The 22,757-nt window shown below is 68.2% G+C and carries 20 protein-coding genes; 2 read left to right on the forward strand and 18 right to left on the reverse strand.

Annotated elements, in window-relative coordinates; genetic code table 11:
• Positions 1-345: 345 nt before the first annotated feature.
• On the reverse strand, positions 346-1,023 hold the full coding sequence (locus ACZ54P_RS33835; protein ID WP_465465673.1) for a DNA-binding response regulator: 678 nt from the start codon (positions 1,021-1,023) through the stop codon (positions 346-348).
• An 87-nt stretch (positions 1,024-1,110) separates the two neighbouring features.
• Between ACZ54P_RS33835 and ACZ54P_RS33840 the strand changes: the two genes are divergently transcribed.
• Positions 1,111-2,031 carry an oxidoreductase gene (locus tag ACZ54P_RS33840; RefSeq protein WP_465465674.1) on the forward strand — a complete coding sequence of 307 codons (921 nt, stop codon included), beginning with the start codon at positions 1,111-1,113 and terminating at the stop codon, positions 2,029-2,031.
• 13 nt (positions 2,032-2,044) lie between these two features.
• Here the strand turns inward: ACZ54P_RS33840 and ACZ54P_RS33845 are convergent, their stop codons facing one another.
• From ACZ54P_RS33845 to ACZ54P_RS33915, 15 genes are all read right to left on the reverse strand, one after another.
• Positions 2,045-3,124 (reverse strand): 3-deoxy-7-phosphoheptulonate synthase, encoded by a 1,080-nt coding sequence (locus ACZ54P_RS33845; RefSeq protein ID WP_465465675.1) that lies wholly within the window; start codon positions 3,122-3,124, stop codon positions 2,045-2,047.
• Positions 3,125-3,178: 54 nt separating this feature from the next.
• Positions 3,179-3,982, reverse strand: coding sequence for an enoyl-CoA-hydratase DpgD (gene dpgD, locus ACZ54P_RS33850; RefSeq protein ID WP_465465676.1), 804 nt, complete (start codon positions 3,980-3,982; stop codon positions 3,179-3,181).
• Complete coding sequence (gene dpgC, locus ACZ54P_RS33855) at positions 3,979-5,262, reverse strand: (3,5-dihydroxyphenyl)acetyl-CoA 1,2-dioxygenase DpgC (protein ID WP_465465677.1); 1,284 nt, start codon at positions 5,260-5,262, stop codon at positions 3,979-3,981. Before dpgC ends, dpgD begins: the two co-directional genes overlap by 4 nt.
• Positions 5,263-5,279: 17 nt before the next feature.
• Complete coding sequence (gene dpgB / locus ACZ54P_RS33860) at positions 5,280-5,924, reverse strand: enoyl-CoA-hydratase DpgB (protein WP_465465678.1); 645 nt, start codon at positions 5,922-5,924, stop codon at positions 5,280-5,282.
• An 11-nt stretch (positions 5,925-5,935) separates the two neighbouring features.
• Positions 5,936-7,036 (reverse strand): 3,5-dihydroxyphenylacetyl-CoA synthase DpgA, encoded by a 1,101-nt coding sequence (gene dpgA, locus ACZ54P_RS33865; RefSeq protein ID WP_465465679.1) that lies wholly within the window; start codon positions 7,034-7,036, stop codon positions 5,936-5,938.
• Between the two features lie 250 nt (positions 7,037-7,286).
• Positions 7,287-7,910: a dTDP-4-dehydrorhamnose 3,5-epimerase family protein gene (locus tag ACZ54P_RS33870; protein WP_465465680.1), complete on the reverse strand. Its 624-nt coding sequence runs from the start codon at positions 7,908-7,910 to the stop codon at positions 7,287-7,289.
• Positions 7,911-7,933: 23 nt separating this feature from the next.
• The gene (locus ACZ54P_RS33875; protein WP_465465681.1) at positions 7,934-9,043 is read right to left on the reverse strand and encodes a DegT/DnrJ/EryC1/StrS family aminotransferase; all 1,110 of its coding nucleotides are present in this window, start codon (positions 9,041-9,043) and stop codon (positions 7,934-7,936) included.
• Positions 9,040-10,008 carry an NAD-dependent epimerase/dehydratase family protein gene (locus ACZ54P_RS33880; RefSeq protein WP_465465682.1) on the reverse strand — a complete coding sequence of 323 codons (969 nt, stop codon included), beginning with the start codon at positions 10,006-10,008 and terminating at the stop codon, positions 9,040-9,042. Before ACZ54P_RS33880 ends, ACZ54P_RS33875 begins: the two co-directional genes overlap by 4 nt.
• Before the next feature lies 1 nt (position 10,009).
• Positions 10,010-11,422, reverse strand: a complete 1,413-nt coding sequence (locus ACZ54P_RS33885; RefSeq protein ID WP_465465754.1) for an NDP-hexose 2,3-dehydratase family protein — start codon at positions 11,420-11,422, stop codon at positions 10,010-10,012.
• A 233-nt stretch (positions 11,423-11,655) separates the two neighbouring features.
• On the reverse strand, positions 11,656-13,005 hold the full coding sequence (locus ACZ54P_RS33890) for a cation:proton antiporter (RefSeq protein WP_465465683.1): 1,350 nt from the start codon (positions 13,003-13,005) through the stop codon (positions 11,656-11,658).
• A gap of 30 nt (positions 13,006-13,035) precedes the next feature.
• Entirely contained in the window at positions 13,036-14,130 is a 1,095-nt protein-coding gene (locus ACZ54P_RS33895; protein WP_465465684.1) for an alpha-hydroxy acid oxidase, read from the reverse strand.
• Positions 14,127-15,170 (reverse strand): 4-hydroxyphenylpyruvate dioxygenase, encoded by a 1,044-nt coding sequence (gene hppD, locus ACZ54P_RS33900; protein WP_465465685.1) that lies wholly within the window; start codon positions 15,168-15,170, stop codon positions 14,127-14,129. The genes ACZ54P_RS33895 and hppD overlap by 4 nt, the downstream gene beginning before the upstream one ends.
• A gap of 133 nt (positions 15,171-15,303) precedes the next feature.
• Complete coding sequence (locus tag ACZ54P_RS33905) at positions 15,304-16,494, reverse strand: cytochrome P450 (RefSeq protein WP_465465686.1); 1,191 nt, start codon at positions 16,492-16,494, stop codon at positions 15,304-15,306.
• Between the two features lie 14 nt (positions 16,495-16,508).
• The gene (locus ACZ54P_RS33910) at positions 16,509-18,272 is read right to left on the reverse strand and encodes an amino acid adenylation domain-containing protein (RefSeq protein ID WP_465465687.1); all 1,764 of its coding nucleotides are present in this window, start codon (positions 18,270-18,272) and stop codon (positions 16,509-16,511) included.
• On the reverse strand, positions 18,269-19,099 hold the full coding sequence (locus tag ACZ54P_RS33915) for an alpha/beta fold hydrolase (RefSeq protein WP_465465688.1): 831 nt from the start codon (positions 19,097-19,099) through the stop codon (positions 18,269-18,271). The genes ACZ54P_RS33910 and ACZ54P_RS33915 overlap by 4 nt, the downstream gene beginning before the upstream one ends.
• Positions 19,100-19,348: 249 nt before the next feature.
• Between ACZ54P_RS33915 and ACZ54P_RS33920 the strand changes: the two genes are divergently transcribed.
• On the forward strand, positions 19,349-20,635 hold the full coding sequence (locus ACZ54P_RS33920; RefSeq protein ID WP_465465689.1) for an aminotransferase-like domain-containing protein: 1,287 nt from the start codon (positions 19,349-19,351) through the stop codon (positions 20,633-20,635).
• A 427-nt stretch (positions 20,636-21,062) separates the two neighbouring features.
• Here the strand turns inward: ACZ54P_RS33920 and mpaM are convergent, their stop codons facing one another.
• Positions 21,063-21,884 (reverse strand): daptide-type RiPP biosynthesis methyltransferase, encoded by an 822-nt coding sequence (gene mpaM / locus ACZ54P_RS33925; RefSeq protein ID WP_465465690.1) that lies wholly within the window; start codon positions 21,882-21,884, stop codon positions 21,063-21,065.
• Positions 21,885-21,923: 39 nt separating this feature from the next.
• Complete coding sequence (locus tag ACZ54P_RS33930) at positions 21,924-22,748, reverse strand: PIG-L deacetylase family protein (protein WP_465465691.1); 825 nt, start codon at positions 22,746-22,748, stop codon at positions 21,924-21,926.
• Between the last annotated feature and the right edge of the window lie 9 nt (positions 22,749-22,757).

Below are 22,757 nucleotides of genomic sequence, written 5' to 3' on the forward strand. Positions count from 1 at the left end.
CTGCTCCGGATACTTCGACCTGCGAGGCACCAGGACATCCTCCCTCCAGACCAGCGTCTGGAATCAAGGTGTCCGCATCGCGGGGGCAGCTCCACAAACGTGTTTTAGATACCTACGGGGCGAGTTCGGTAGCGGCCGGTCCGTGCAGGACTCCTTGAGGGACTCTGGGTCCCTCAAAGTTCCGGTCACACCTTCCCCAGTACATGATGGCCCCCTTCCTTGCGCCTGGCGCAAGGAAGGGGGCCATCATGTACTTCGCTCGACAAGACCGCAGGCCACGAGTAGGTGCCTGAGAGCCGGTTCGTTAGAACGACCCAAATCACTCACGAGCCCTGAACGTAACCCTCAAACCAAGCCAAGCTCCCGTGCCCGTACACCCGCTTGGAAACGAGACTCCGCACCCAGCGCGGACATCAGTTCCGCCACCCGGCGGCGGTAGGTACGCACGCCGAGGCCGAGGGACCGGGCGGCGGCTTCGTCCTTGACCCCGCTGCCGAGCAGGTCCAGCACGGCGGGCGCGAGCTGACGGATTTCGGAGACCTGCGCGTCGAAGACGGCGAGATCGGTCGCCGAGCGCCAGGCCGTCTCGAACAGTGAAATCACGCCCTGCACGGTTTCGGGCTGGGTGATGACGCTGTAGCCGCGTTGCCGCGCGGTGAGGTCGCCGGCCAGGATCACGAGCCTGCCGTCCATGATGATCGTCTCGTTGAGGTCCTCGGTGGTGATGCGGATCCGCGCCCCGAAAGTGTCGCGCCGGTGCGCGAGTTCCCGCGCGGACGCGGGGTCGAGCAGCACGCTGGACCGGTAGATCTTGCGGATCCGCAGGTCGGCCGAACGGCGTCGCGCCGCCGCGGGGATCTCGCCGGGCCTGCTGTCGGCGACCCAGGTCGCGAGGTCGTTGGCGGCGCACGCCAGATCGGTCACGGTGGCGAACAGGTGCCCCACCCGCCGGAACAGCTCCTCTTCACCGCGCACGACCGTGACCGCGTCCCCTGCCCGCGTGATGCCGTCGTCAGTCCGCATGACCCCATCCTGCCCGGCCTTCGCGACCACTTGGCAGCTTGTTGCCATTTCCTGACTTCCTCCCGCCCCGTCGCGACGCTGGTCCCCATGACGAACATCCAGCACGACGCCGCGGGTACGTGGCGACTCGGCGACCGCACCGTCAACCGGCTCGGCCTCGGCGCGATGCGGTTGACCGGGATGCCCTGGGACGAGAAACCCAAGAGCCGCGAGGACGCGATCGCCGTCCTGCGACGCGCGATCGAACTCGGCGTCAACCACATCGACACCGCCTCGTTCTACTTCACCCCCACGCGCTCGGCGAACGAGTTGATCAGCACCGCGCTCCAGCCCTATCCCGGAGACCTCGTGATCACCACGAAGGTCGGGGCGGGCCGCTCCCGGGACGGCGAGTTCTCGTTCGCGCGTCCCGAGCAGCTCCGCGGCCAGGTCGAAGAGAACATCCGGCAGCTCGGCCGCGACCACCTCGACGTCGTCAACCTGCGCTGGGGCGCCGCGATGGGCAAAGAACCCGGATCGATCGCCGAGCATTTCGGCGCGCTCGCGGACCTGCGCGAAGCCGGGCTGATCCGCCACCTCGGCATCTCCAACATCGTGGCCGAGCAGCTGACCGAGGCTCAGACGATCGCGCCGGTGGTCTGTGTGCAGAACCGGTACGGCCTGACCGACCGGGAAGACGACGCCCTGGTCGATCTGTGCGCCGAGCACGACATCGCGTTCGTGCCCTTCTTCGCCGTCACGACCTCGGTTCCCGGCGCCGCCTCGCACGACGGCGCCGTTCCCGGACAGGCCGAAGTCGCGAAGGTCGCCGACGCGCACGGCGCGAGCCCGGCGCAGATCCGGCTCGCCTGGACGCTGCACCGCGGCGCGCATGTGCTCGCCATTCCCGGCACCGGCGTCCCCGCGCACCTGGAGGAGAACGTCGCGGCGGGCGCCATCCGGCTCGGCGAGGACGAGCTGGCACTGCTCGACGCCATCGCCCCTCCCCCGGGAGCCGACGCCAGGTGAGCTGAAGGCCTCTCTACCGGCCGCGTCGTCGGCGGGCGGCGGTCGCCGTGGCGAGGGTCTGGAGAACGTTCTGGGTGGCGGCCAGGTCGATGCAGGCGTCCGTGATGGATTGCCCGTAGGTGAGCGGCCGGTCCGGGTGGAGGTCCTGGCGGCCTGCCTGGAGGTTGGATTCCAGCATGACGCCGACGATGCCGCGCTGGCCGGTCCTGACCTGTTCGGCGATCTGTTCGGCGACGATCGGTTGCCGGAGATGGTCCTTCCGGCTGTTGTCGTGGCTGGCGTCGATCACGACGCGCCGCCGCAGGCCGGCGTTCTGGAGGGCGGTGAGGGTCGCGCGGACGGACGCCGGGTTGTGGTTGGGCGCGTTGTTGCCGCCGCGCAGGACCACATGGCAGTCGGGATTGCCGACGGTGTGCAGGATGGCGGGCAGGCCACCGGGGTCCACGCCGGGGACGACGTGGCGGGCCTCGGCGGCACGGATCGCGTCGACGGCGACGGTGACATCGCCGTCGCGGCGGTTCTTGAAACCGACGGGCATCGACAGGCCGCTGGCGAGCATGCGGTGGTTCTGGCTTTCCACGGTGCGGGCGCCGATCGCGCCCCAGGAGACGGCGTCGGCGAGGTAAGCCGGGATGGTGGTGTCCAGCCATTCGCACGCGACGGGCAAGCCGCCTTCGGCGAGTTCGAGGAGGAGGTCGCGCGCGATGCGCAGCCCCTGGTTGACGTCGCCGGTGCCGTCGAGGTGAGGGTCGTTGATGAGCCCCTTCCAGCCACCGACCGTGCGCGGTTTTTCGAAGTACACCCGCATGACGATCAGGAGGTCGTCGGCGAACCGGCCGGCGATGGTGGCGAGGCGGTCGGCGTATTCGAGTGCCGCGGCGGGATCGTGCACCGAGCAGGGGCCGGCGATCACGAGCAGTCTGTCGTCCTCACCGTCGAGGACGTGAACGACGTTTTCGCGCCCTTCCCGCACCGTGTCGGCCGCGGTGGCGCTGAGTGGCAATTCATGGTGCAACAAGGCCGGGGTGACGAGAGGGACCATGCGGTCGATGCGCTGATTGTCGAGATCTGCCGCGGCGGCGATTGTTGTCATCAGAAATCTCTCCGGCTCGTGAGTGATTCGGGTCGTTCCAACGACCCAAATCATTCACGACCAGCGCCCCGTCCACATCGGATCCCGTTTCTCGGCGAAGGCACGGGGCCCTTCGATCGCGTCCGCACTCCGCCGACGGCGTTCTTCCCAGAAATACGAAGTGGTGAACGCCTCTTCGAGCGGGAGATCGGCCGACCGCAAGGCGGCCTCCTTGATCGCGCGAATCGAAAGCGGGGCACCGCGCATCAGGCTGTCGGTCCATTCCGCGACGCACCGATCCAATTCGGCGGGCGGTACGACCTCGTTCACCAGTCCGTATCGAAATGCCGTGGCCGCGTCCATCCGGCGCCCGGTCAGCAAATACCCCATCGCCACCTTCTGTGGCAGCTGCCGCGGCAGCCGGAACACCCCGCCCGCCCCGGCGATCAGGCCGAGCCGGACCTCCGGCAGGGCGAAGACCGCGTCCGCGGAGGCGATGACGAGGTCGCAGGCGAGCACCAGCTCGAAGCCGCCACCCAGCGCGTAGCCGTGCACCCGGGCGACCACCGGTTTCGACAGGGTGAACCGGTCCGTCAGCCGCGGATGACCCGGCTGGCCCCCGCTGCCGAACGTCGAGGGCGGCAGGCCGGACTCGTCGAGCCGCGCGCGTTCCTTGAGATCCTGTCCCACGGAGAACGCCCGGTCTCCGGCACCGGTCAGTACCACCGCCCTGATGTCGTCGTCGGCCTCGACGTCGTCCCAGATCCCGGCGAGTTCTTCGTGCATCCGCCGGTTCATCGCGTTCAGCACTTCGGGCCGGTCCATCGTCACGTAGGCGACGTGGTCCTTCTTTTCGTACCGCACCACGGTTTCGCTCATCGCGATCCCCCCGCGAAGCCGCCCACCTTGCCGATCACGTCCGCGCCGTAGATGCGCAACGCCTGCTGTAAGGCGAATTCGGCCATGTACCCGCGGAATCCTTCGAGCGGTTCCTCGGCCAGGTTCACCATGCGCCGGTTGGCCCGCACCGCGTCCCCGTCGAGTCCGGCCAGCGCGCCCTCGATCGCCGCGTCCATCTCCTCCGGCGGGACGACCTCGTCGACGAGCAGCCGCGCGTCCGGCTCGTTCGCCTGGATCCGGCGGCCGCCGAGGATCACCTGCCGGGCCACCCTCGGCCCGGTGAACCGGGAAAGCCGGAAATTCGACGCCCCGGGAATGATCCCCTCCGTCGCCGCGGGCAAGGAGAAGTAGGAGTCGGAAGCCGCGATCACGTGATCGAAGACCAGCAGGAGCTGGGCCCCGCCGCCGATGGCGAAGGAATCGACCGCCGCCATCCAGGGCTTGTCGACGAACCGCGAGTGCCACGCACCGTCCGTGCGGACGCCGCGAACGATTTTGTGGATATAGCCCAGTTCCCGCCGCAGGAGGAAATCGACGAGGGGGATGTCGCCCGAGCTCAGCTTCTTGAGGTTGATGCCCGCGCAGAACACCCGGCGTCCCTGATAGCGAGGATGGCTCATCTCGCCGCCGCGCAGCATCCCCACCCGGACGGACGGGTCGAGCAGCGCCAGGTCGACCGCGGTCTCCATGTCGTCGACCTGCTGGGCGTCCTCGGCGTTCAGGCAGTCGTCCCGGCACAGGGTCAGGTACGCGACACCGTCACGGCGCTCCAGCCGGACGGCCTCCATCCGCACGACACCGGTCTCGACGAATTCGGGCAGCAGAGCCAGCGCCCTGGCGGTGGGCCTCAGCATGGCGTCGAGCAGATGAGGGCCTGCCTCCCGCGCACGCAGGATCCCGCGCAGGAAGATGCCCTGATCGATCTCGCGCCCTTCCTTCTCCGCCTGCTGTCGCGAGCGCTCGGCCGCCATCTGTTCTTCCGTGGGCACCAGGCCGGGATAGGCCAGTGCGGCGGCCCGGACGAGTTCGTCGACGCGCAGGTACCGGGTCCGGCCGTCGGTGAGCGCGTCGTAGATCTCCTCGGCGTGCGCCGCCACGAAGTCCGTGCGCAGTGTCCTGATCCCGTCCAGCGCCGAGGACGCCGCGTCGCGCTGCGCGTCCGTCCGGGCGGGAGGCGACGGCAGTCCGGCGAGCAGCTCGTCTGCTCGCCGCGCCGCCTCCGCCAGGGCTCGGTGGTCGAGCCCCGGCGAAGGCGACATCGCGGGAGAATCCGTTGTCACGGCTTGGCTTCCCGTCGCAACGCCCGGTCCGCCGCGGCCAGGTGCGCACCGAGCGCCTCCTCGAAGGTGGTCGAGCCAGCTTCGAAGATCAGCTGCCTGCGAATCGCCAGCTCCGCCCCGTCCGTGACACTGTCCAACTCCGCCAGCGTCTTCGCCGGGTCGTCGGACACCTCGTCGATCAGGTTGAGGGCGAGCGCGCGTTCGGTCCCGATCGGGGCGCCGAGCAGCACGGCCCGCCGGATACCCGCCGCACCCGCCTGCTGGGTGAGCCGGTAGACGGTCATCCCCGGCCAGGTGGCGTCGCCGACGGAAGCGAGCCGCAACCGGGTCCCCGGCTCGGCGATCCGGACGTCGGCGGCGAGGACGAGGTCCAGTGCCGGTCCGGCGCACTCCCCCGACGCCACCGCGGCGGTGAGCCTGCCCAAGCGCTCGAACCGGCGCACGGCCCGTTCCCACTTGGAGACGAGGCCGACCGCGAGCCCCTTCGTCCAGTCGGCGGGCGGGGCTCCCGTGACGTGAACGGTGACCAGACCCGGTTCCCGCTGGTCTTCGGCCCGATCGCAGAGGGCGCCGAGCTCCTCGACCACCGCCGCCGACAACGGCCGGGAGCCGTCGAACCGCAGCACCAGTTCACCGTTCACTTCATTACGCGTCACCATTGGATAAGCGCCATTTCGATTGTGGAGCCAGGCCCCATGGTCATGAGCACGCCGTAGTCTCCGGGGCGGGCGACGTCCTCGTCGGCGAGCCGCTCGTAGGAGAAGAGAAAAGAGCCGCTGGAAAGGTTCCCGTAATCGCGGAGCACACCGGTGGTGTGGCGGACGTCGTACCGGCTCAGGCCGAGGTTGACGACCACCGCGTCGACCACCTTCTTGCCGCCGGAATGCACCAGCCAATGGCCGATGTCGCTGCGGCGCAGTCCCGTACCGGACAGGAGCCGGTCGACGACGATTTCGGCGTGCGCACCGACCACGTAAGGAATCTGCGGGTCGAGGAAGAAACTGAACCGGTCCTGGTCGCGGTCCCAGTCGTAGCGCATCGCGTCGACCGCGTCGGTGATGATGTAGCTCGCGAACTTCAGCACCCGCGGGCCCGGCACGCGCCCGTCGCCGGAAATCACGGCGAGGGCCGCGGATCCGTCGCCGAACAGGCTGTTGACCACCGCGGTCCGCATGGTGCCGTCCAGCGCGTAAGCGGCGGAACACGCCTCACTGCACAGGACGACGCCGAGTTCACCCGGGTGCGCCGCGGACCAGCCCGAGACCACGTTCAGCGCGTTCAGGCCGGCGTTGCAGCCCATGCCGACGATGTCCGAACGGCTGCAGTGCGGGTCGATCCCCATCTCACGGATGATCAGCGCGCTCAGTCCGGGCGTCAGGAAGCCGGTCGAGGTGACACAGCAAAGGTGGCGCAGGTCCGAAAGCGTCGCTCCCGCCGACTTCAGGCAGGCTTCGAGCGCCCGGCATCCCATGTCGACGGCGATCCGCTTGTGTTTGTCGAGGAGGTCACCCTGTGGTTCCGAGACGCGTCCCCCGCCCGGGCTCTCCGGCGGAAGGGTGAGAAAGCGTCGATCGATCGCGCTGTTCAGGAAGACCGAGCGGATCTTGGGGTCCGCTACGTCGAGGATGTCCAGGAGCTCGGACTGCGAGTAGGACGTGGTGGAAACCGCGGTGCCCACCCCGGCGAACCGGGTGATCTCGGTGAGTCCGTTGTGGACGGACAAGTCTTCAGCGGGTTCGGCAATGGTAGTCATCGATACATCCACCCCCATGTTCTGAGCTTGCTTCGAAGCGGCTGCTTGTACTGCGCAGCGGGCATTGCTCTCACCTTTCCTGATATCGCTGGGTATTTCGAAAGTAGGCTTGTCCGAACTCGACGGTCAATGTCGTCCAAGGGGCCACCGTGGCGGTCGTGAGTGGCGATTCGGGTTCTAACCCGAATCGCCACTCACGACAGTCGGAGCCCTTCACGGCCCGGCCACTACCGTCTCGAAAGTCGTGACGTCAGGCCCCGAGCGGAACGCCCGACAGCTGCCGTTCGAGCTCCAGACTGGTGGCGTAGTCGGGCAGCAGCCCCTGCCGCTCCGCCTCGGCGAGGGTGACGGCCACCCGGTCCCGGTCGGACAGGAGCGGTTCGACGCCGGCGCCGACGTCGATGGGCAGCCCCAGCGCGGGATCCAGCACGGAGAGGGCTAGTTCGTTCTGCGCCACATAAGCCGTGGACATCAGGTACCACATGGTGGTGTCGTCTTCGAGCGACACGAACGCGTGGCCGACGCCCACGGGGAAGTACACCGATCGATGGTCTTTCTGGTCCAGCAGAACCGCGTCCCACCGGCCGAACGTCGGCGAGCCGACCCGGATGTCGACCACGATGTCCAGGGCCTGGCCGCGCGCGCAGTAGACGTATTTCGCGGTACCCGGTGGCGTCGTGGTGTAGTGGACGCCCCGCACCACGCCGCGTTTGGACAGGCTCTGGTTCGTCTGTGCCACGCGGAAAAGCGGGCCGCCCTGGGCTTCGGCGAAGGCCTCCTCCTGGAACGGCGAGACGAACAGGCCCCGGTCGTCGGGGAAGACCCGAGGGGTGAACTCGATCGCACCCTCGACGGCGAGTTTGCGTGCTTGCACGGCTACTCCTGATGGTGGAGCGGTCAGAGGGTGGACAGCACTTCGCGGACCGCGTGGACGACCTTGTCCTGGAGGTCGGGGGAGAACGTGGGGTACATCGGCAGCGAGAAGATCTCGGTGGCCAGCTTCTCGGTCACCGGCAGCGAGCCCTTCTCGTAGCCGAGGTGGGCGAACCCGGTCATGGTGTGCACCGGCCACGGGTAGCTGATGTTCAGGTGGATGTCGTACGCCTTGAGGCGCTCGATGATGTCGTCACGTCGCGGGTGGCGCACGACGTACACGTAGTACACGTGCTCATTGCCCGGGACCGTCCGCGGGAGCTTCAGTTCGGTGTCACCGAGCCCCTCGACATAGCGCTGCGCGATGGCCCGACGGTCGGCGATGTAGGTGTCCAGCCGCTTGAGCTTGCGCCGGAGGATCTCCGCCTGGATCTCGTCGAGACGGCTGTTGTGGGCGGGCGTTTCCAGCGTGTAGTACTGCTTGTCCATGCCGTAGTAGCGCAACCGCCGCAGCCGTCGGTCCACGGTTTCGTCGGCGGTGATGGTCGCGCCGGCGTCACCGTAGGCGCCGAGCACCTTGGTGGGGTAGAAGGAGAACGCGGCCGCGTCACCGGTCGAACCCGCGACGGTCCCGTTCTGCCTGGCACCGTGCGCCTGGGCGCAGTCCTCCAAAATGGACAGGCCGTGCTTCGCCGCGAGTTCCTTCAACGGGGCCATGTTCACGCACTGGCCGTACAGGTGCACGGGCACCAGGCATTTGGTCCGCTCGGTGATCGCGGCTTCGACCTGGCTGGTGTCCATCAGGAAATCGTCCTCGCGGACGTCGACGAAGACGGGGGTCGCACCGGTGCCGTCGATGGCGACCACGGTCGGGGCCGCGGTGTTCGACACCGTGATGACCTCGTCGCCCGGCCCGACGCCCAGCGCCTGCAGGCCGAGTTTGATCGCGTTCGTCCCGTTGTCGACGCCGACACAGTGCCCGACACCGTGGTACGCGGCGAATTCCGACTCGAAACCGCGCACACTCGCGCCGAGCACGAGCTGCCCCGAATCGAAGACCGTCTCGACCGCGTCCAGCAGGTCGAGCCGTTCGGCCCGGTATTCCGCCAGGTAATCCCATACACGCGTGGTCATGTGCGAACCCTTCCCTGAACTGATGACGTCAAAGCGGCGACGGTGCGACGCACCCCGTCGGACAGTGAGATCTCCGGGCGCCAGCCGGTGATCGCCCGGAAGGAGGTGGAATCGATGGTGATGCTGCGAAGGTCCGTTTCGGGCGCGTGTGCCGGTGGTTCCACACAGGTCACCTCGACCGGGTCCGCTCCGGTCTGTCCGGCCATTTCCCTCGCCACGAGCCGGAAGACCTCACCCAGCTGATCGCCCCGGCCCGCCCCGAGCAGCCAGTGGCCGCCCACCAAGGGATCCGGGTGATCCAGTGCCGCCGTGAACGCCGCCGCGACGTCTTCGACGTGGAGCAGGTCGCGGCGCACCGTGCCGTCGCCCCAGACGGTGAGCGCCTGGCCGTCGAGCGCGCGCCGCGCCATGGCGGACACGACACCGCGGTCGTGGTTGCCGCCTTCCACCGTGTTCTCGCCGAAGACCGTCGGCAGCCGGAGGCTGATACCGCGGACGGCGCCTTCGACCGTTGCCTTTTTGAGGATCTCTTCCGCCGCCAGCTTCTGCACGTCGTAGGGGGTCGCCGGATGATCGGGCTCGCTCCCGTCGAGCGGCTCCCTCGGCGGCACTCCGACCTGCGTGGTGCTACCGGCGAACAGCACCAACGGAGGCTCCCCGTCTCCGCCGACGACTTCGACGAGGTCCCGCATCACGCCGACGTTCACGCGTTCCGCGCCCTCCGCCGCACGCCATCCGCCGTCCGCCAAGAGCAGGTACACGATGGCGTCCGAACCCGCGACGGCGTCGGCGAGCGCGGCACGGTCGGTGAGATCGGCGGCGACGACGGTGCTCTCGGCCCGGCCGGGCGGCGGCGTGAAACGCCTGCGTGCCACCGCTCGCAACCGGATCGGCCGCCGCGCCAGTGCGCGCGTGACGGCCGAGCCGACGAAGCCCGACGCGCCGAGGACGGTGATCGTCTTCATGTCACGCACCTCGCCGGGGCTGTGCCGACGCGGCGTTGAGGCAGGCGAGGAGCGTGCGGGCCTCGACGTTGACGTAATGCCCGTGCCGGGTGAGCGCGGTGAGCTGGGCCGGGGTGACCCAGGCGTAGCCGGGCGGCGGATCGAACATCTCTTCCGCCTCGACCGCGAGATAGCGGGCCCTGACGTTGAGGAAGCGGCCGCCTTCTTCGGAATGTATCGCCTCGTAGCGGATCCGCGACGGCGGCGCGTCGAGAACGGCGTCGAGGAAGGGCGGGCGGCTCTCCGCGGGTAGATGCGCGTAGTTCTGTGGCGTGCACTGAACGGTCGGCGCCAGCTCGACCGTGTCCACGAAACCGCCGTCGACCCTGGCGTGGACCAGAACGTGCGGCACCCCGCCGATCTCGCGCATGAGGAACGCGGCGACCCCCAGCCCGACCGATTCGAGCAGTGGCTGCGTCCAGCTGATCTTCTCGCGGTTGCTGCCCTTCACGGCGACTGCGAGGACCTTGAAGTAGAGGCCGTCTTCATGCTCGATCGCTTCGACGCCCTGCTTCCAGCCGGTCACGTCCTTGAGCGGAATGCGCGTGGCACGCACGTCGTGCCGCGACCGTTCGTTCGTGAACCACGACAGGAGCTGGACGTCGGAGAGCAACGCGCCGGGCGCCTCGTCGTGGTAAGGAAGACACGACAACACGCTTCTCGCGTTCATGTTGATCGTCTCGTCCTCGTACATCAGCTCGGCGATCTGGCCGAGGGTGAGCCAGCAGAAGTCGTCCCACATCGGCACGTCGTCGTCGGTCTCGACGATCATGTTGCGATTGCTCTTCCGGAAGAACCAGGATCCTTGCTCCGCTTGGAGAACGTCGACGATGACCCGGTCGGGGTCGGGCGGGGCGAAGTACTCGATGAGTTTGACGTTCGTCCCGCCGTGCGCCTTGGTGTAATTGCTGCGCGTGGCCTGCACGGTCGGCGAGAGCTGCACCAAATTGGGGTTTCCGGGCTCCATCTTGGCCTGCATCAAGAAGTGCAGGACCCCGTCGAACTCCTTGGCGAGAATGCCGAGGATGCCCACTTCGGGCTGCTTGATGACCGGCTGCCACCATTCGCGGTAAGGGCCGTCACCGTGCGGACCGTCCTGTTCGACCACATGCAGCCCCTCGATGGCGAAGAACCGCCCGCTACTGTGCACCAGATTGCCGGTGCCGCCTTCGAACCGCCACTGGTCCAGCGCCGCGAAGGGGATGTGTTCGACGTGGAAGACGTTGGCCTCGCGGCGTTCGGCGATCCAGGTACGGACGTCCTCGGTGCGCATCTGCACGCCTTCGGTGGTCGCGGCCGACAAGGCGATGCGGTCCGCGTGGTCGTGATCGTCGCGGGGACGCACCGTGCCGGGTGGCACCAGGCAAGGCTGCATCACAGGACTCCCTGTCGTCGAGCGGCCATCGGCCGGGATCCGGCGAACGGACTGTTCCCCGCCCGGTGCGGTACGGACCGTCATCGATACATCCACCCCCATGTCCTCTGACAAGGTAGCTTCGGCCGATCTCGGCGGAACAGATCGTCCAATCCCCTTTTCTTGCCGGATTCTTCTTTTTCGACGCCGGATTCACCCGACCGGCGGATGAGTGACGTCCACAGTGGACAGCGCTAGAGCGGCTGCTCCTGCTGGCTCGCCGCCGGTTGCGAGTTCCACGCCCGGTGTTCGTTCTCCCGCACCTGTTCCTCGGCGGTCTGTTCCAGCCTCTTCATCGCGAACCGCAGGATCGGCGGCGCCATCAGCGAGGTGACGATCGCGACGAGAATGATGATCGTGTAGATCTCGACGCTGAGAATGCCCAGTCGCAGGCCCACCATGGCCACCACGATTTCGATGACCCCGCGCGCGTTCAGCCCGGCGCCGAGCGCCAGTCCTTCCCATTTGTTCAGGCCGCTGAGCCGCGCGCCGGCGTACGCGCCGACGAACTTGCCGATGATGGCCAGTGCGAGCACCGCCAGCCCGGTCAACAGGACCTGTGGGCGGATCAGGGCGGTGAGATCCATCCGCAGCCCCGCGGTGGCGAAGAAGATCGGTGCGAAGACCGACAGGACGACCGTGCGCAGGGGGGCGAGTTTGGCCGGATCGACCTTGCCGGCGGTGCCGATCAGGATGCCGCAGACGAAAGCTCCGAAAACCGCTTCGAGGCCGAGTGCCTGGGTGCCTGCCGAAGCGAGCAGTACCAGCACGACGACGACGCCGACGGTGAGCCCTGGCCCCTCGGACTTGGCGGCGACCCGCAACGCGCCTCTGGCCAATGGCCTGCCGAGGGTGAGCGCGAAGAGGACGATGAGGATCAAGTAAGCGAGGGAGAGGAGCACGGTGCCGGTGGTCACCGCGTGAACCGCCATCGCGCTGACGACCGACAGCATGAACCAGCCGAACGCGTCGTCGATCGTGCCCGCGGCGAGCGTGAGCTGCCCGACGTTGCGGTGCAACAGGTTCATGTCGATCAGGGTCTTGGCGATGACCGGGATGGCGCTGACGCACATCGCCACGCCGAGGAACAGCGCGAAGACGGTGATGTCGGTACCGTCGGGGATCAGCACTTCGGGCAGCACGAAACCCGCGCCGATACCCAGGCCCAGCGGAACGATCAGGCCACCGAAGCTGACTCCCGCGGCCGCGCCACCGCGACGGCGGACCATCCGCATGTCCATCTGCATGCCGGTGAGCCCGACCAGCAGCAGGACACCGATCTGGCCGACGGCGTCGAGAAGGTGGTACTGCTCGGCGACGGCGGGGAACAACCAGCCGTGCACTCCCGGCGCGGCCCAAGCCAGAAGCGAGGGACCGAGGAGCACCCCGACGAGCAGTTCGCCGACCACGGCGGGCATTCCGAGCCGGACGGCGAGCCGTCCGAACACGACGGCGAGCAGAAGCAGCGAACCGACCTGGAGCAAGAAGACCAGGAGACTGTGTGCGGCGATCGGGGCGATCGGCGCCGGAAGCGAGAGAAGCACCTTCCTCCTTCGGGAAAGCTCGGATCGACGTCAGGCGTAGGCCCGTGAGCCGTAGTGGGAGACCCGCGTGCCCAGCCGGGCGGCCGCGCGCACCGAGTCGCAGCCCGCGAGGCCCAGCGCGTTCCGGAATTCGACGGCGAGCAGGTCGAGCAGCTGCCGGGCGCCGTCCTCGCCATCCGCGGCGAGCCCCCACATCACGGGTCGTCCGACCAGGACGGCGGACGCCCCCAGCGCGATCGCCTTCAGGATGTCCCCGCCGCTCCGGATCCCTCCATCCAGCAGGATCTCCCCCTGCCACCCGGAAAGGGTGGCGGCGATCTCGCCCAGCATTTCGATGCCCGGAACGGCACCGTCCAACTGACGACCTCCGTGGTTGGACACCACGATTCCGCCGACCCCCGCGTCGACGGCACGGCTCGCGTCCTCGACGGCGAGGATTCCCTTGAGCAGGACGGGAAGTTCCGTGTTCGCCCGGACGGCCTCGACGGATTCCCAAGTGGCGGGGGCGAATTCGCGCGCGGTGTGGTCCGCGACCGCCGACTGCCCGCGAGTACGGCGGTGCGCGGCCACGCCGGCGTCGAAGTTGGCCGCTGTCACGGAATTCGGCAGGGCGAAGCCGTTGCGCATGTCCCGCAACCGCCGTCCCATCCACGGCACGTCGACGGTGAACACGATCGCCTCGCAGCCGGCGTCCTCCGCGCGGCGGACGAGTTCGAGAGAGCGTTTCTCGTCGCGCAGCCAGTACAGCTGGAACCAGGGTCGTCCACCGACGGCCGCGATCTCCTCCAGCGGGACACTGCTCAGGGTGCAGATGGTGTACGGCACGCCGGCGTCCCGCGCCGCGCGAGCCGCCGCGAGCTCACCATCGGGGTGAAACAACCGCTGGTACGCGATCGGGGCGACCGCCATCGGCAGCGCGGCGCGACGACCGAGGAGCTCGGTCTCGATCGTGCCGCCCGCCAGCTCACGCAAGATCCGGGGAACCACGAAGATCCGCTCGAGCGCGGCGCGGTTGGCCGCCAGCGAGGCCTCCGCGCCGCTGCCCCCGGCGAGAAAGTCCCAGATCTCGCCGGGTAGGACAGCCCGCGCCGCGCGCTCGAGGTCGTCCAGGCAGAGGTGCGTCATCGACGGGCTGGGCCGAGCTTGGTCTGCCCGGTCCGTTCCAGCTCGACGGCCTCGTACAGGGCCTTGATGTTGGAACTGCCGAAGGTGCCGGCACCCTGCCGCTCGATGATCTCGAAGAAGATGGTCTTACGCGGATGCGTGGAGGCGGTGAAGATCTGGAACAGCTGGCCGCCGTGATCCTCGTCGGCGAGCAGCTTCGTCTCCCGCAGGTCGTCCAGCGAATGCGTCTCCAGCTCGATCCGCTCGCCGAGCAGGTCGTAATAGGTGTCCGGGGTCTTCAGGAATTCCACCCCGCGCGCGGAAAGTTCCTTGACCGCGCGGACGGCGTCCGCACTGGTGAAGGCGATGTGCTGGACGCCCGCGCCGTGGTGTTCCTTGATGAAGTCGTCGATCTGGCCGGGGTCGGCGGTCTTGTCGGGCTCGATCAGGGTGAGGGTGACCTCTCCCGACGCGCTCTGCACGACGGTGGAGTTCATCGCCTGGGCACCGACCACGATGTGCTCTTCGAAGATCTGCTTGAACCCGAGCGCGCGCTCGTAGAACGCCACCGTCGGCCCGAGATCCCCCGCGTTCAGGCAGATCGCGAAGTGATCGATCGCGAGCAGGTCGACGCCTCCCTTGCCGCGGAAGGCTTCCGGCGATTCGACGGCTCCGTCGCGCTGGATCAGGGTGTGCACGACATCGCCGAAGCCGCTGACGGTGGCCGTGACGATTCCCTCCGCCCGCGCACCCGGCTCGCGGAGGGGTTCCGCCCCGGCGCGCACCGCGGCCTCGAAAGCGGCGGCCACGTCCGAAGTGCGCAGCGCGATGTCGGCCACCCCTTCACCGTGGGTCTGCAGGTACGTCGCCCCCGGGTGCCGGTCCGACGTCGGCTCGGTGAGGACCAGCGCGATCGGTCCCTGCCGCAGCGTCACACTCCGGTGGTCGGCCGACCGGTCGGTGGAGGCGGTGGTGAAGCCGTACTTGTCCATCCAGCCGGACGCGGCCGCCTCGAGATCGGCCACGTACATTTCCACATAGTCGATTTCGAAATTCTGCATGGCTCCTTGAGAAGACAAGACATTCCTCCGTGGAATAGATGTGATCCTCATTCACAGGATGACGCGAGGTCAATTTCGCGGCAATGGTGTCCGCTTGACAGTTGGTGTCCACATAGGACGGACGTGGCGCGGATCAGCGCCCGGTGAACCGCACCGCGAGTTCCCGGTATCCCTGCACGACGACCGCGCGCAACCAGGTCGGTTCCTTCACCAGTTCCACGCGCGACACCCGCTGCGCCAGCTCCCGCAGCACGACCGCCAACTCGATCCGCGCGAGGGCGGAGCCGAGGCAGTGGTGCAGCCCGTGGCCGAACGCGATGTGGCGATTGGGTTTCCGCCCGGCACGGAAGGTGTCGGGCTCGTCGAACACGGCGGGATCCCGGTTCGCGGCGGGAAGCCACGCGACCACCGGGGTGCCGGGCGGCAGGTCGCGACCGTTGATCGTGACCTCGCCGGTCGACACCCGGAGCACGTGCATCGCGGGCGAGGTCCAGCGCAGCACCTCGTCCACGACGGTGTCGATGTCCGCGCTCCCGTCCCGTACCTCGTCCAGCAGGCCGGGCACCGTGGCGAACGCGTGCACCGCGCCGGTGATCGCGTGCCGCGTGGTCTCGTTGCCGCCGATCAACACGTTGTCGCAGTTGAGCAACACGTCGTCGGTCGTGAGGTCGTCGTCGGCCACCAGCGTGCCGACGAGGTCGTCACCGGGCTGCTTGCGGCGCGCGGTGATCAGCTCGTCGAAGTAGACGAGGATCTCGGTGTGCGCCTGCCGCGGCGTCATCCCGTCGAACAGCTCGTCCTCACCGCCGAAAGCGTGGTTGGTCAGGTCGATGAGCATGTCCTGATCCGCCGCGGGCACCCCGAGGATGTCGCAGACGACCGCGGCGGGGATCCGCGGGCCGATCGCCGCGGCCACGTCGCACACTTCGCCGTCGAGCACACGGTCGAGCACGCCGCGCACCTCGGCCCCCACCCGATCCGACAGCTTCCGCGCGGCCGCCCGCGAGAGCAACGGGCCGACCAGCTTGCGGAGTTTGCGGTGCTGATCCTGTTCGGAGACCACCATCATCTGGCCGCCCGAGTTGTCCGGATGGTCACGGTCGAAGCCGATCATCATCCCGTACTCGGAGGTGAAGGGCGCGGACGGTCCGAGGACCGCGGCGCACGCCCGATGCGAGAACACCGACCAGAAGCCGGTGGGTGAGCTGCCCGGCTCGCTCCACACCATCGCGTCTTCCGCCGCGAACTCGCGCCAGCGGGCGTGGCGGTCCAACGTCGTGTACAGATCGGGGTTGCCGAGGTCGACGGCTGTCGTCGTCTGCATGAAGGGCCTCCAGATCAGGTGAGTGCGCCGTCGAGCACCTTGGCGAGCTGTGCCACGGTCGGCGCGTCGAAGAAGGCCTGCACTCGCAGCCGGATCTTCAGGCTTTCGCGGATGCGGCTCACCAGACGAGTCGCGAGCAGCGAGTGGCCGCCGATCTCGAAAAAGCTGTCCTCGACGCCGACGCTGCCGACGCCGAGCACTTCGGCGAACAACTCGGCGAGGATGATCTCCGTCGGCGTGAGCGGTGCTCGTCCCGTCGTCGCCCGCCCGGCATGCTCCTCTTCGGGAGTGGGCAAAGCGGCCCGGTCGACCTTGCCGTTCGGCGAGATCGGAAGGCTCGGCAGGCTGACGACCACATCGGGGACCAGATACGAGGGCAACCGCTTTCGCAGCGGCGGCAGGAGATTCTCGGCCGACACCCGCTCGCCCGCGGTGCCGACCACGTAAGCGACGAGCCGGTTCTCGTGCTCGGTCACCACCGCCTGTGCCACGCCGTCGGCCGCCAGCAGGGCCGTCTCGACCTCGCCCGGTTCGATCCGGTGACCACGGACCTTCAGCTGGTCGTCGACGCGGCCGACGAAGACGAACTGGCCGTCCGGACGCCGCCGCACCCGGTCTCCGGTGCGGTACATGCGACCACCCGGCTCACCGAAGGGATCCGGCAGGAACCGCACGGCGGTCGCGCCCGGCCTGCGGAGGTAGCCGCGGGCGAGGCCGGGGCCTACCGCGTACAGCTCGCCCACCTCCCCGTCCTGGACGGGCCGCAGGCGATCGTCCAACACATACGCGCGGACACCGGTGATCGGCTTGCCGATGGGCGGCGTGCCGTCGCCGGTCAGCGGGTCGCTGGCGGTCACCGCGACCGTGGTCTCCGTGGGACCGTACGCGTTGATCATGACGCGGTCGCTCGCCCAGCGTTTCGCGACCGGTGCCGGGCACGCCTCACCCGCGACCAGGAGCGTCACTCCCGGTGGCAGCCCGCCGGCGTCTTCCAGCGGCGCCAAGGCGGACGGCGGCAACGTGATGTGGGAGATGCCCTGCTCCCGGACCAGCCTGGCGAGCGGTTCGCCGGGGACCAGGTCCGCCGCGGGCGCGAGGACCAGACAGCCACCGGCCGCCCACATCGGCCAGAACTCGGCGACGGCGGCGTCGAAACTGGGCGAAGCGAAGGCCAGCAACCGGTTGTCCGGCAGCAAACGCTGGCGGCGGACGTAGTCGGCGGCCAGATTCGGGATGCCGCGGTGGGTGACCACCACGCCCTTCGGCCGCCCTGTCGAGCCCGAGGTGTAGATGACGTAAGCGGGGTGGTCGGGCAGCAAGGGGCCGAGCCGGTCCCGATCGGCCAGGTTCGGCTCGGACACCCCGGGCTCCCGCACGACGCTCATCACGTCCCTGGCGTCCGAGACAGCCTGTCCCGGCAAGCACAGCAGGCAGTGCGCCACCGTGTCGTCCAGCATGTGCCGCCTGCGTTCCTCCGGATAGTCCGGATCGACGGGCACGTAGGCACCACCCGCCTTGTGCACGGCCAGCATCGCGACGACGAACTCGATCGACCGCGGCATGGCCAAGGCGACCAGCCGCTCCGGGCCGACGCCGTGCGCGACGAGCCGTCGGGCGAGCCGGTTGGCTTCCGCGTTCAGTTCGGCGTAGGTCAGCGTGGTGGCACCCATCGCCACGGCTGGCCGGTCCGGCAGCGCCGCGGCGGTCGCCTCGAACAGGGCGGGCGTCGTGCCCGCCGCCGGCACGGTGAGCTCGGGTGACATGGTCGTACCGGTCATGCGGTCTCCCCCAGACGTGCGCCGGACCCGGAGTGCAGGAACCCGAGCAACTCGTGGTTCACCGCCTCCGGGTTTTCCAGATAGCCGAAGTGCCCGACACCCGGGACGGTGTGGTGCGTGGCGCCAGGGATCACGGTGGCCAACTCCTGTCCCGCGGCCGGCGGCGCCACGAGGTCGTGTTCGAAGGAAATGACGTGGCAGGGCACCTTGATCGCGCGGTAGGCCTCGCGGCGGTCGGGCAGCGCGCTCAGCAGCAGCTGCGCCCGGACCCCTGGTCCCCAGGCCCCCGACGCCTCGAACAGGTCCAGCCAGTCGCCGACGAGATCGTCGTCGGCGAGCGTCGCGGGCCCCAGGTTGTGCATGGCGCGGACCGCGGCGAGGAAGCCCGGTGGCAACTCGGTACCCCGTTCGATCAGCTCGGCCTCGCTCTCGGCCAGCACCCGCTGGACGAGGCTGCTCCTGCCGCAGGCCGCCATCAACACGACCGAATCCAGCGATTCCGGATGGGCGAGTGCCAGTTCCTGCGCGATGTACGAGCCCATCGACGTGCCGACCACGCGGCACGGGGCCGCGTCGAGGTAGTCGATCAGGGCGGCCACGTCCTCGACGAGGTCGTCGATGGTGAACCCGCCCGCGCCGTCGTCGCTCGGCGGGATCCCGCGGTTGTCCATGGTGATCACGCGAAATCCGGCGGCGCGCAGTGCCGGTACCTGATGCAGGTCCCACACCGAGCTCGGCGCCCCGGTGCCGGTCAGCAACAGCACGGCCGGACCGTCGCCTTGGTCGTGGTAAGACAACCGGATCCCGTTCTCGGTTGTCATCAGCATGATGGTCCTTCCCCGCTCGCCGCACAGCCACGGCGCGCAGCGACATGGCAGCCGTCGAATCACGCCGGTGCCGGTTTCCGTCTGATGTGGAGTGTGCGATCCCCAGGTTCTCCGCGCACTGTCGTGACCGTACCTTCGGAACTCGATTATCTGGAAGGATTCGGTACTGGACATGGACGAAAAATCGGTGGTCAATCGCGTCCACGCCGCTGCTTGACACTTCGCAGCCGGATGGAAATCCTAGCATTTATGTATTCGAACGGTTTGTCCGATCATTTGGACATGGAATCGCTGCACGGATCACTCACCGATCCTGCCATCTCGTCGATGAATCTGCTCAACGAGCTGATCGACGAATATCCTGTGGCCATTTCCATGGCGGCAGGCCGACCGTATGAAGAGTTTTTCGACATCCAGCTCATTCACGATTATCTCGACGCGTACTGCGATCATCTCCGGCGCGATCGGAAAGTGGACGAGGCCGGGGTCACCCGCGCGCTCTTCCAGTACGGCACCACGAAGGGCATCATCGCCGACATCATCGCCCGCAACCTCGCCGAGGACGAGAACATCGACGTCGCCCCGGAATCCGTGGTCGTCACCGTCGGCGCCCAGGAGGCCATGTTCCTGGTGCTCCGCACGCTGCGAGCGAACGAGCGGGACGTGCTGCTCGCCCCCGCTCCCACCTACGTCGGCCTGACCGGGGCGGCGCTGCTCACCGACACGCCCGTCTGGCCGGTCCGGTCCGGCGAGAACGGCATCGACCCCGAAGATCTCGTCCTCCAGCTGAAGCGAGCCGACGAACAGGGCAAGCGGGTGCGGGCCTGCTACGTGACCCCCAACTTCGCCAACCCCACCGGCACCAGCATGGATCTGGCGTCCCGTCACCGGCTTCTCGACGTCGCCGAGGCGCACGGAATCCTGCTGCTGGAAGACAACGCGTACGGGCTCTTCGGCGCCGAGCGCCTCCCCACCCTGAAAGCGCTCGACCGGTCGGGGACCGTGGTCTACATCGGCTCTTTCGCCAAGACCGGCATGCCCGGCGCCCGGGTCGGGTACGCGGTGGCGGATCAGCGCGTGGGAGGCGGCGGCCTGTACGCCGACCAGCTCTCCAAGCTCAAGGGCATGCTCACCGTGAACACCTCACCCATCGCGCAGGCGGTGATCGCCGGCAAGCTGCTGCTCAACGACTACAGCCTCACCAAGGCCAACGTTCGCGAGACCGCCATCTACCAGCGCAATCTCCGGCTGACGCTGACCGAACTCGACCGCAGGCTCGGCGGCCACGCCGGAGTCCGCTGGAACACCCCGACGGGCGGGTTCTTCGTCACCGTCACCGTGCCCTTCGTCGTCGACGACGAACTGCTGGCGGACTCCGCCCGCGACCACGGCGTGCTGTTCACCCCGATGCATCACTTCTACGGCGGGAAAGACGGGTTCAACCAGCTCCGGCTGTCCATCAGCCTGCTCACGCCCGAGCTGATCGAGGAAGGCGTGAGCAGGCTCGCCGCCTTGATCACTTCGCGGCTGCCGTGACCCCTCGCGGTGGTCGTCGCTCCACCGGCTTCAGTCCGTGAAGGCCTCCTTCCCTATGTTCAAGGTAGGGAAGGAGGCCTTCACGGACTTCCTGGCTCGGCGCCTCCGGTGAGGCGTGGGCCGGGCCGGTCGCGAGTGGCGATTCGTGTTCTAACGAGAGGTAAGGCGAACGTGGCGTGTTGCGGGCGGGCCTGTTCGCGCCGCGGCCGGATGCCGCAAATGTGGCATTGGGGAAGCTGACCGTCTCCACTGCCGCATGGGGGACATGCCCGCCTCCCGATTCCCCGCTCACACCGCCAGGGGTGACCAACCTTCCCCAGCCCTCAAGGAGGTGTCGCGAAAGCCACTTTCAGGACATGTGATGTCCCGAAAGTGGCTTTCACGACACCTTCGGGACACCACCCCTCGATAAGTACCGGAAGGGGGCTCACGACCGTTGCGCCTCTACGAGCACCATGTCGTCACGGCCGGCGCCGGTGGAGGAGAACGGTTTCCGCGCGACGACGTCGAAGCCCGCCTGTCCGAGTTCCCGCACGATCCGGTCCACCGTGAAGAGCCTTCGGCGATGCGTGCAGACGACGAAGGGGTCCTCGGTCTCGTCGGCGGGGTAGATGGTGATTTCCTGGGTCTCCTCCGACGGCAGGATCTTCACGTGCAGTACGTGCCGTTTGCCGCTGCGCCCGGACAACTCCTGGCTGCGCTCCACCGGCTCCGCTTCGACGGGTTTCGTCAATTCCAGGCTGAGCAGGAACTTTCCCTCGGGCGCGAGATGCTCGCGAACCGACGCGTACAGGCCTTTCCGGTCGGCTTCGCCGAGTTCGTTGATCGAGCCCGAGCTGATGACCACCGCGCCGAAGCGCTTGTCCAACGCGAAAGCGCTCATGTCCCCCTGGACGACCGTGCAGCGCTTTCGCACGTCGGACGGCGCTTCCGCCAGCCGCTTCCGGAACGCGGCGACCACCGTGGCCGACAGCTCCAATGCGGTCATGTCCCAGCCGAGCTCCAGGAAAGGGAACGTCAGCCTGCCCATTCCGGCCGCGAGTTCCAGCACGGGCCCGGGATCGCCGGGAAGGCGAGCCGCGAATTCCCGCGTTTCCAGGGTGCCGTCGGAGTCCTGGATCAAATCCCGATAGGTGTCCGAGCCGTCCTCGTCGTAGAAGTCGCACAGCACACCCCGCTCCCCCACTGAGGAAAGCAGGACGCCGGCGTGCGCCGTCCGCACCGGGCCGCGCTCCAGTTGATCGGTCATCAGGACACCCTCCTGGTCGACATTCGTCTCCGGCACGATTCAGCCGTTGTCTTCACGGGCGATGACCGGCCAGGTCGTTTCGCCATACGCGCCCTGTGGCGAGCTTTTCCGGGCGTGCCTTTCCAACTGCGCGAAAAGGTCCTTTTCCGGCCCGTGGAGCATCGACATCTGCGTCGGGTAAAGCCGCATCGCCTCGAACTTCCGCGTCCGGGCAGCCGGCTCGACCGAGACGAAATCGGGGACACCGAGCCGGAAACCCGCCGGGAGTTCGGCGGCGCCCGGCGCGAACATCGCGTGCGGAAGGTCTTCCCACAGCCGCACCGGGATGTCCTTGTCCCGCGCGACGAGCAGCGTGGTGTCCCGCGTGATCTCGTTGTCGACATGTCCACTGGCGGCCGCGCAGGTCACGATCAGCGTCGGGTCGCACTCGTCGACGATCGACGCGATCTCCGCCTTCACCGCGGCGAACAGCTCCGGATCCCCTTGGGGCGATTGCGGTCCGATGGCCAGTTTCCGCCGTCCTGGCACGTTGTCGGCCAGCCAGCGGCCGTCCGGCGACTTGCGATAGATGGCGTCGAGGAATCGGCTGTGCCGGTACTCGGCCCCCAGGTGGCCGAGCGCGGCGATGTCTTCCTCGCGGCGACGCAGCGACGCGTCCTGATCCGGCGAGAGTCCCCAGATCGAGTGCAGCCGCTCCGCCGCCGGTGAGAGCGGCGGCATCGCGCTACCGGCGAACACCGTGTGGACGGTCACCTTCGCGCCGTCGCGTTCCGCCTGGGCGAGGCCCGCCCCGAAGGACAGGACCGCGTCGTCCAGATGAGGGGAGATCGCCAGTATCCGGTCCGCGCCGAGGTCGTGGGTCATCGCGGCCAC

The organism is Amycolatopsis sp. NPDC034160, assembly GCF_055575355.1.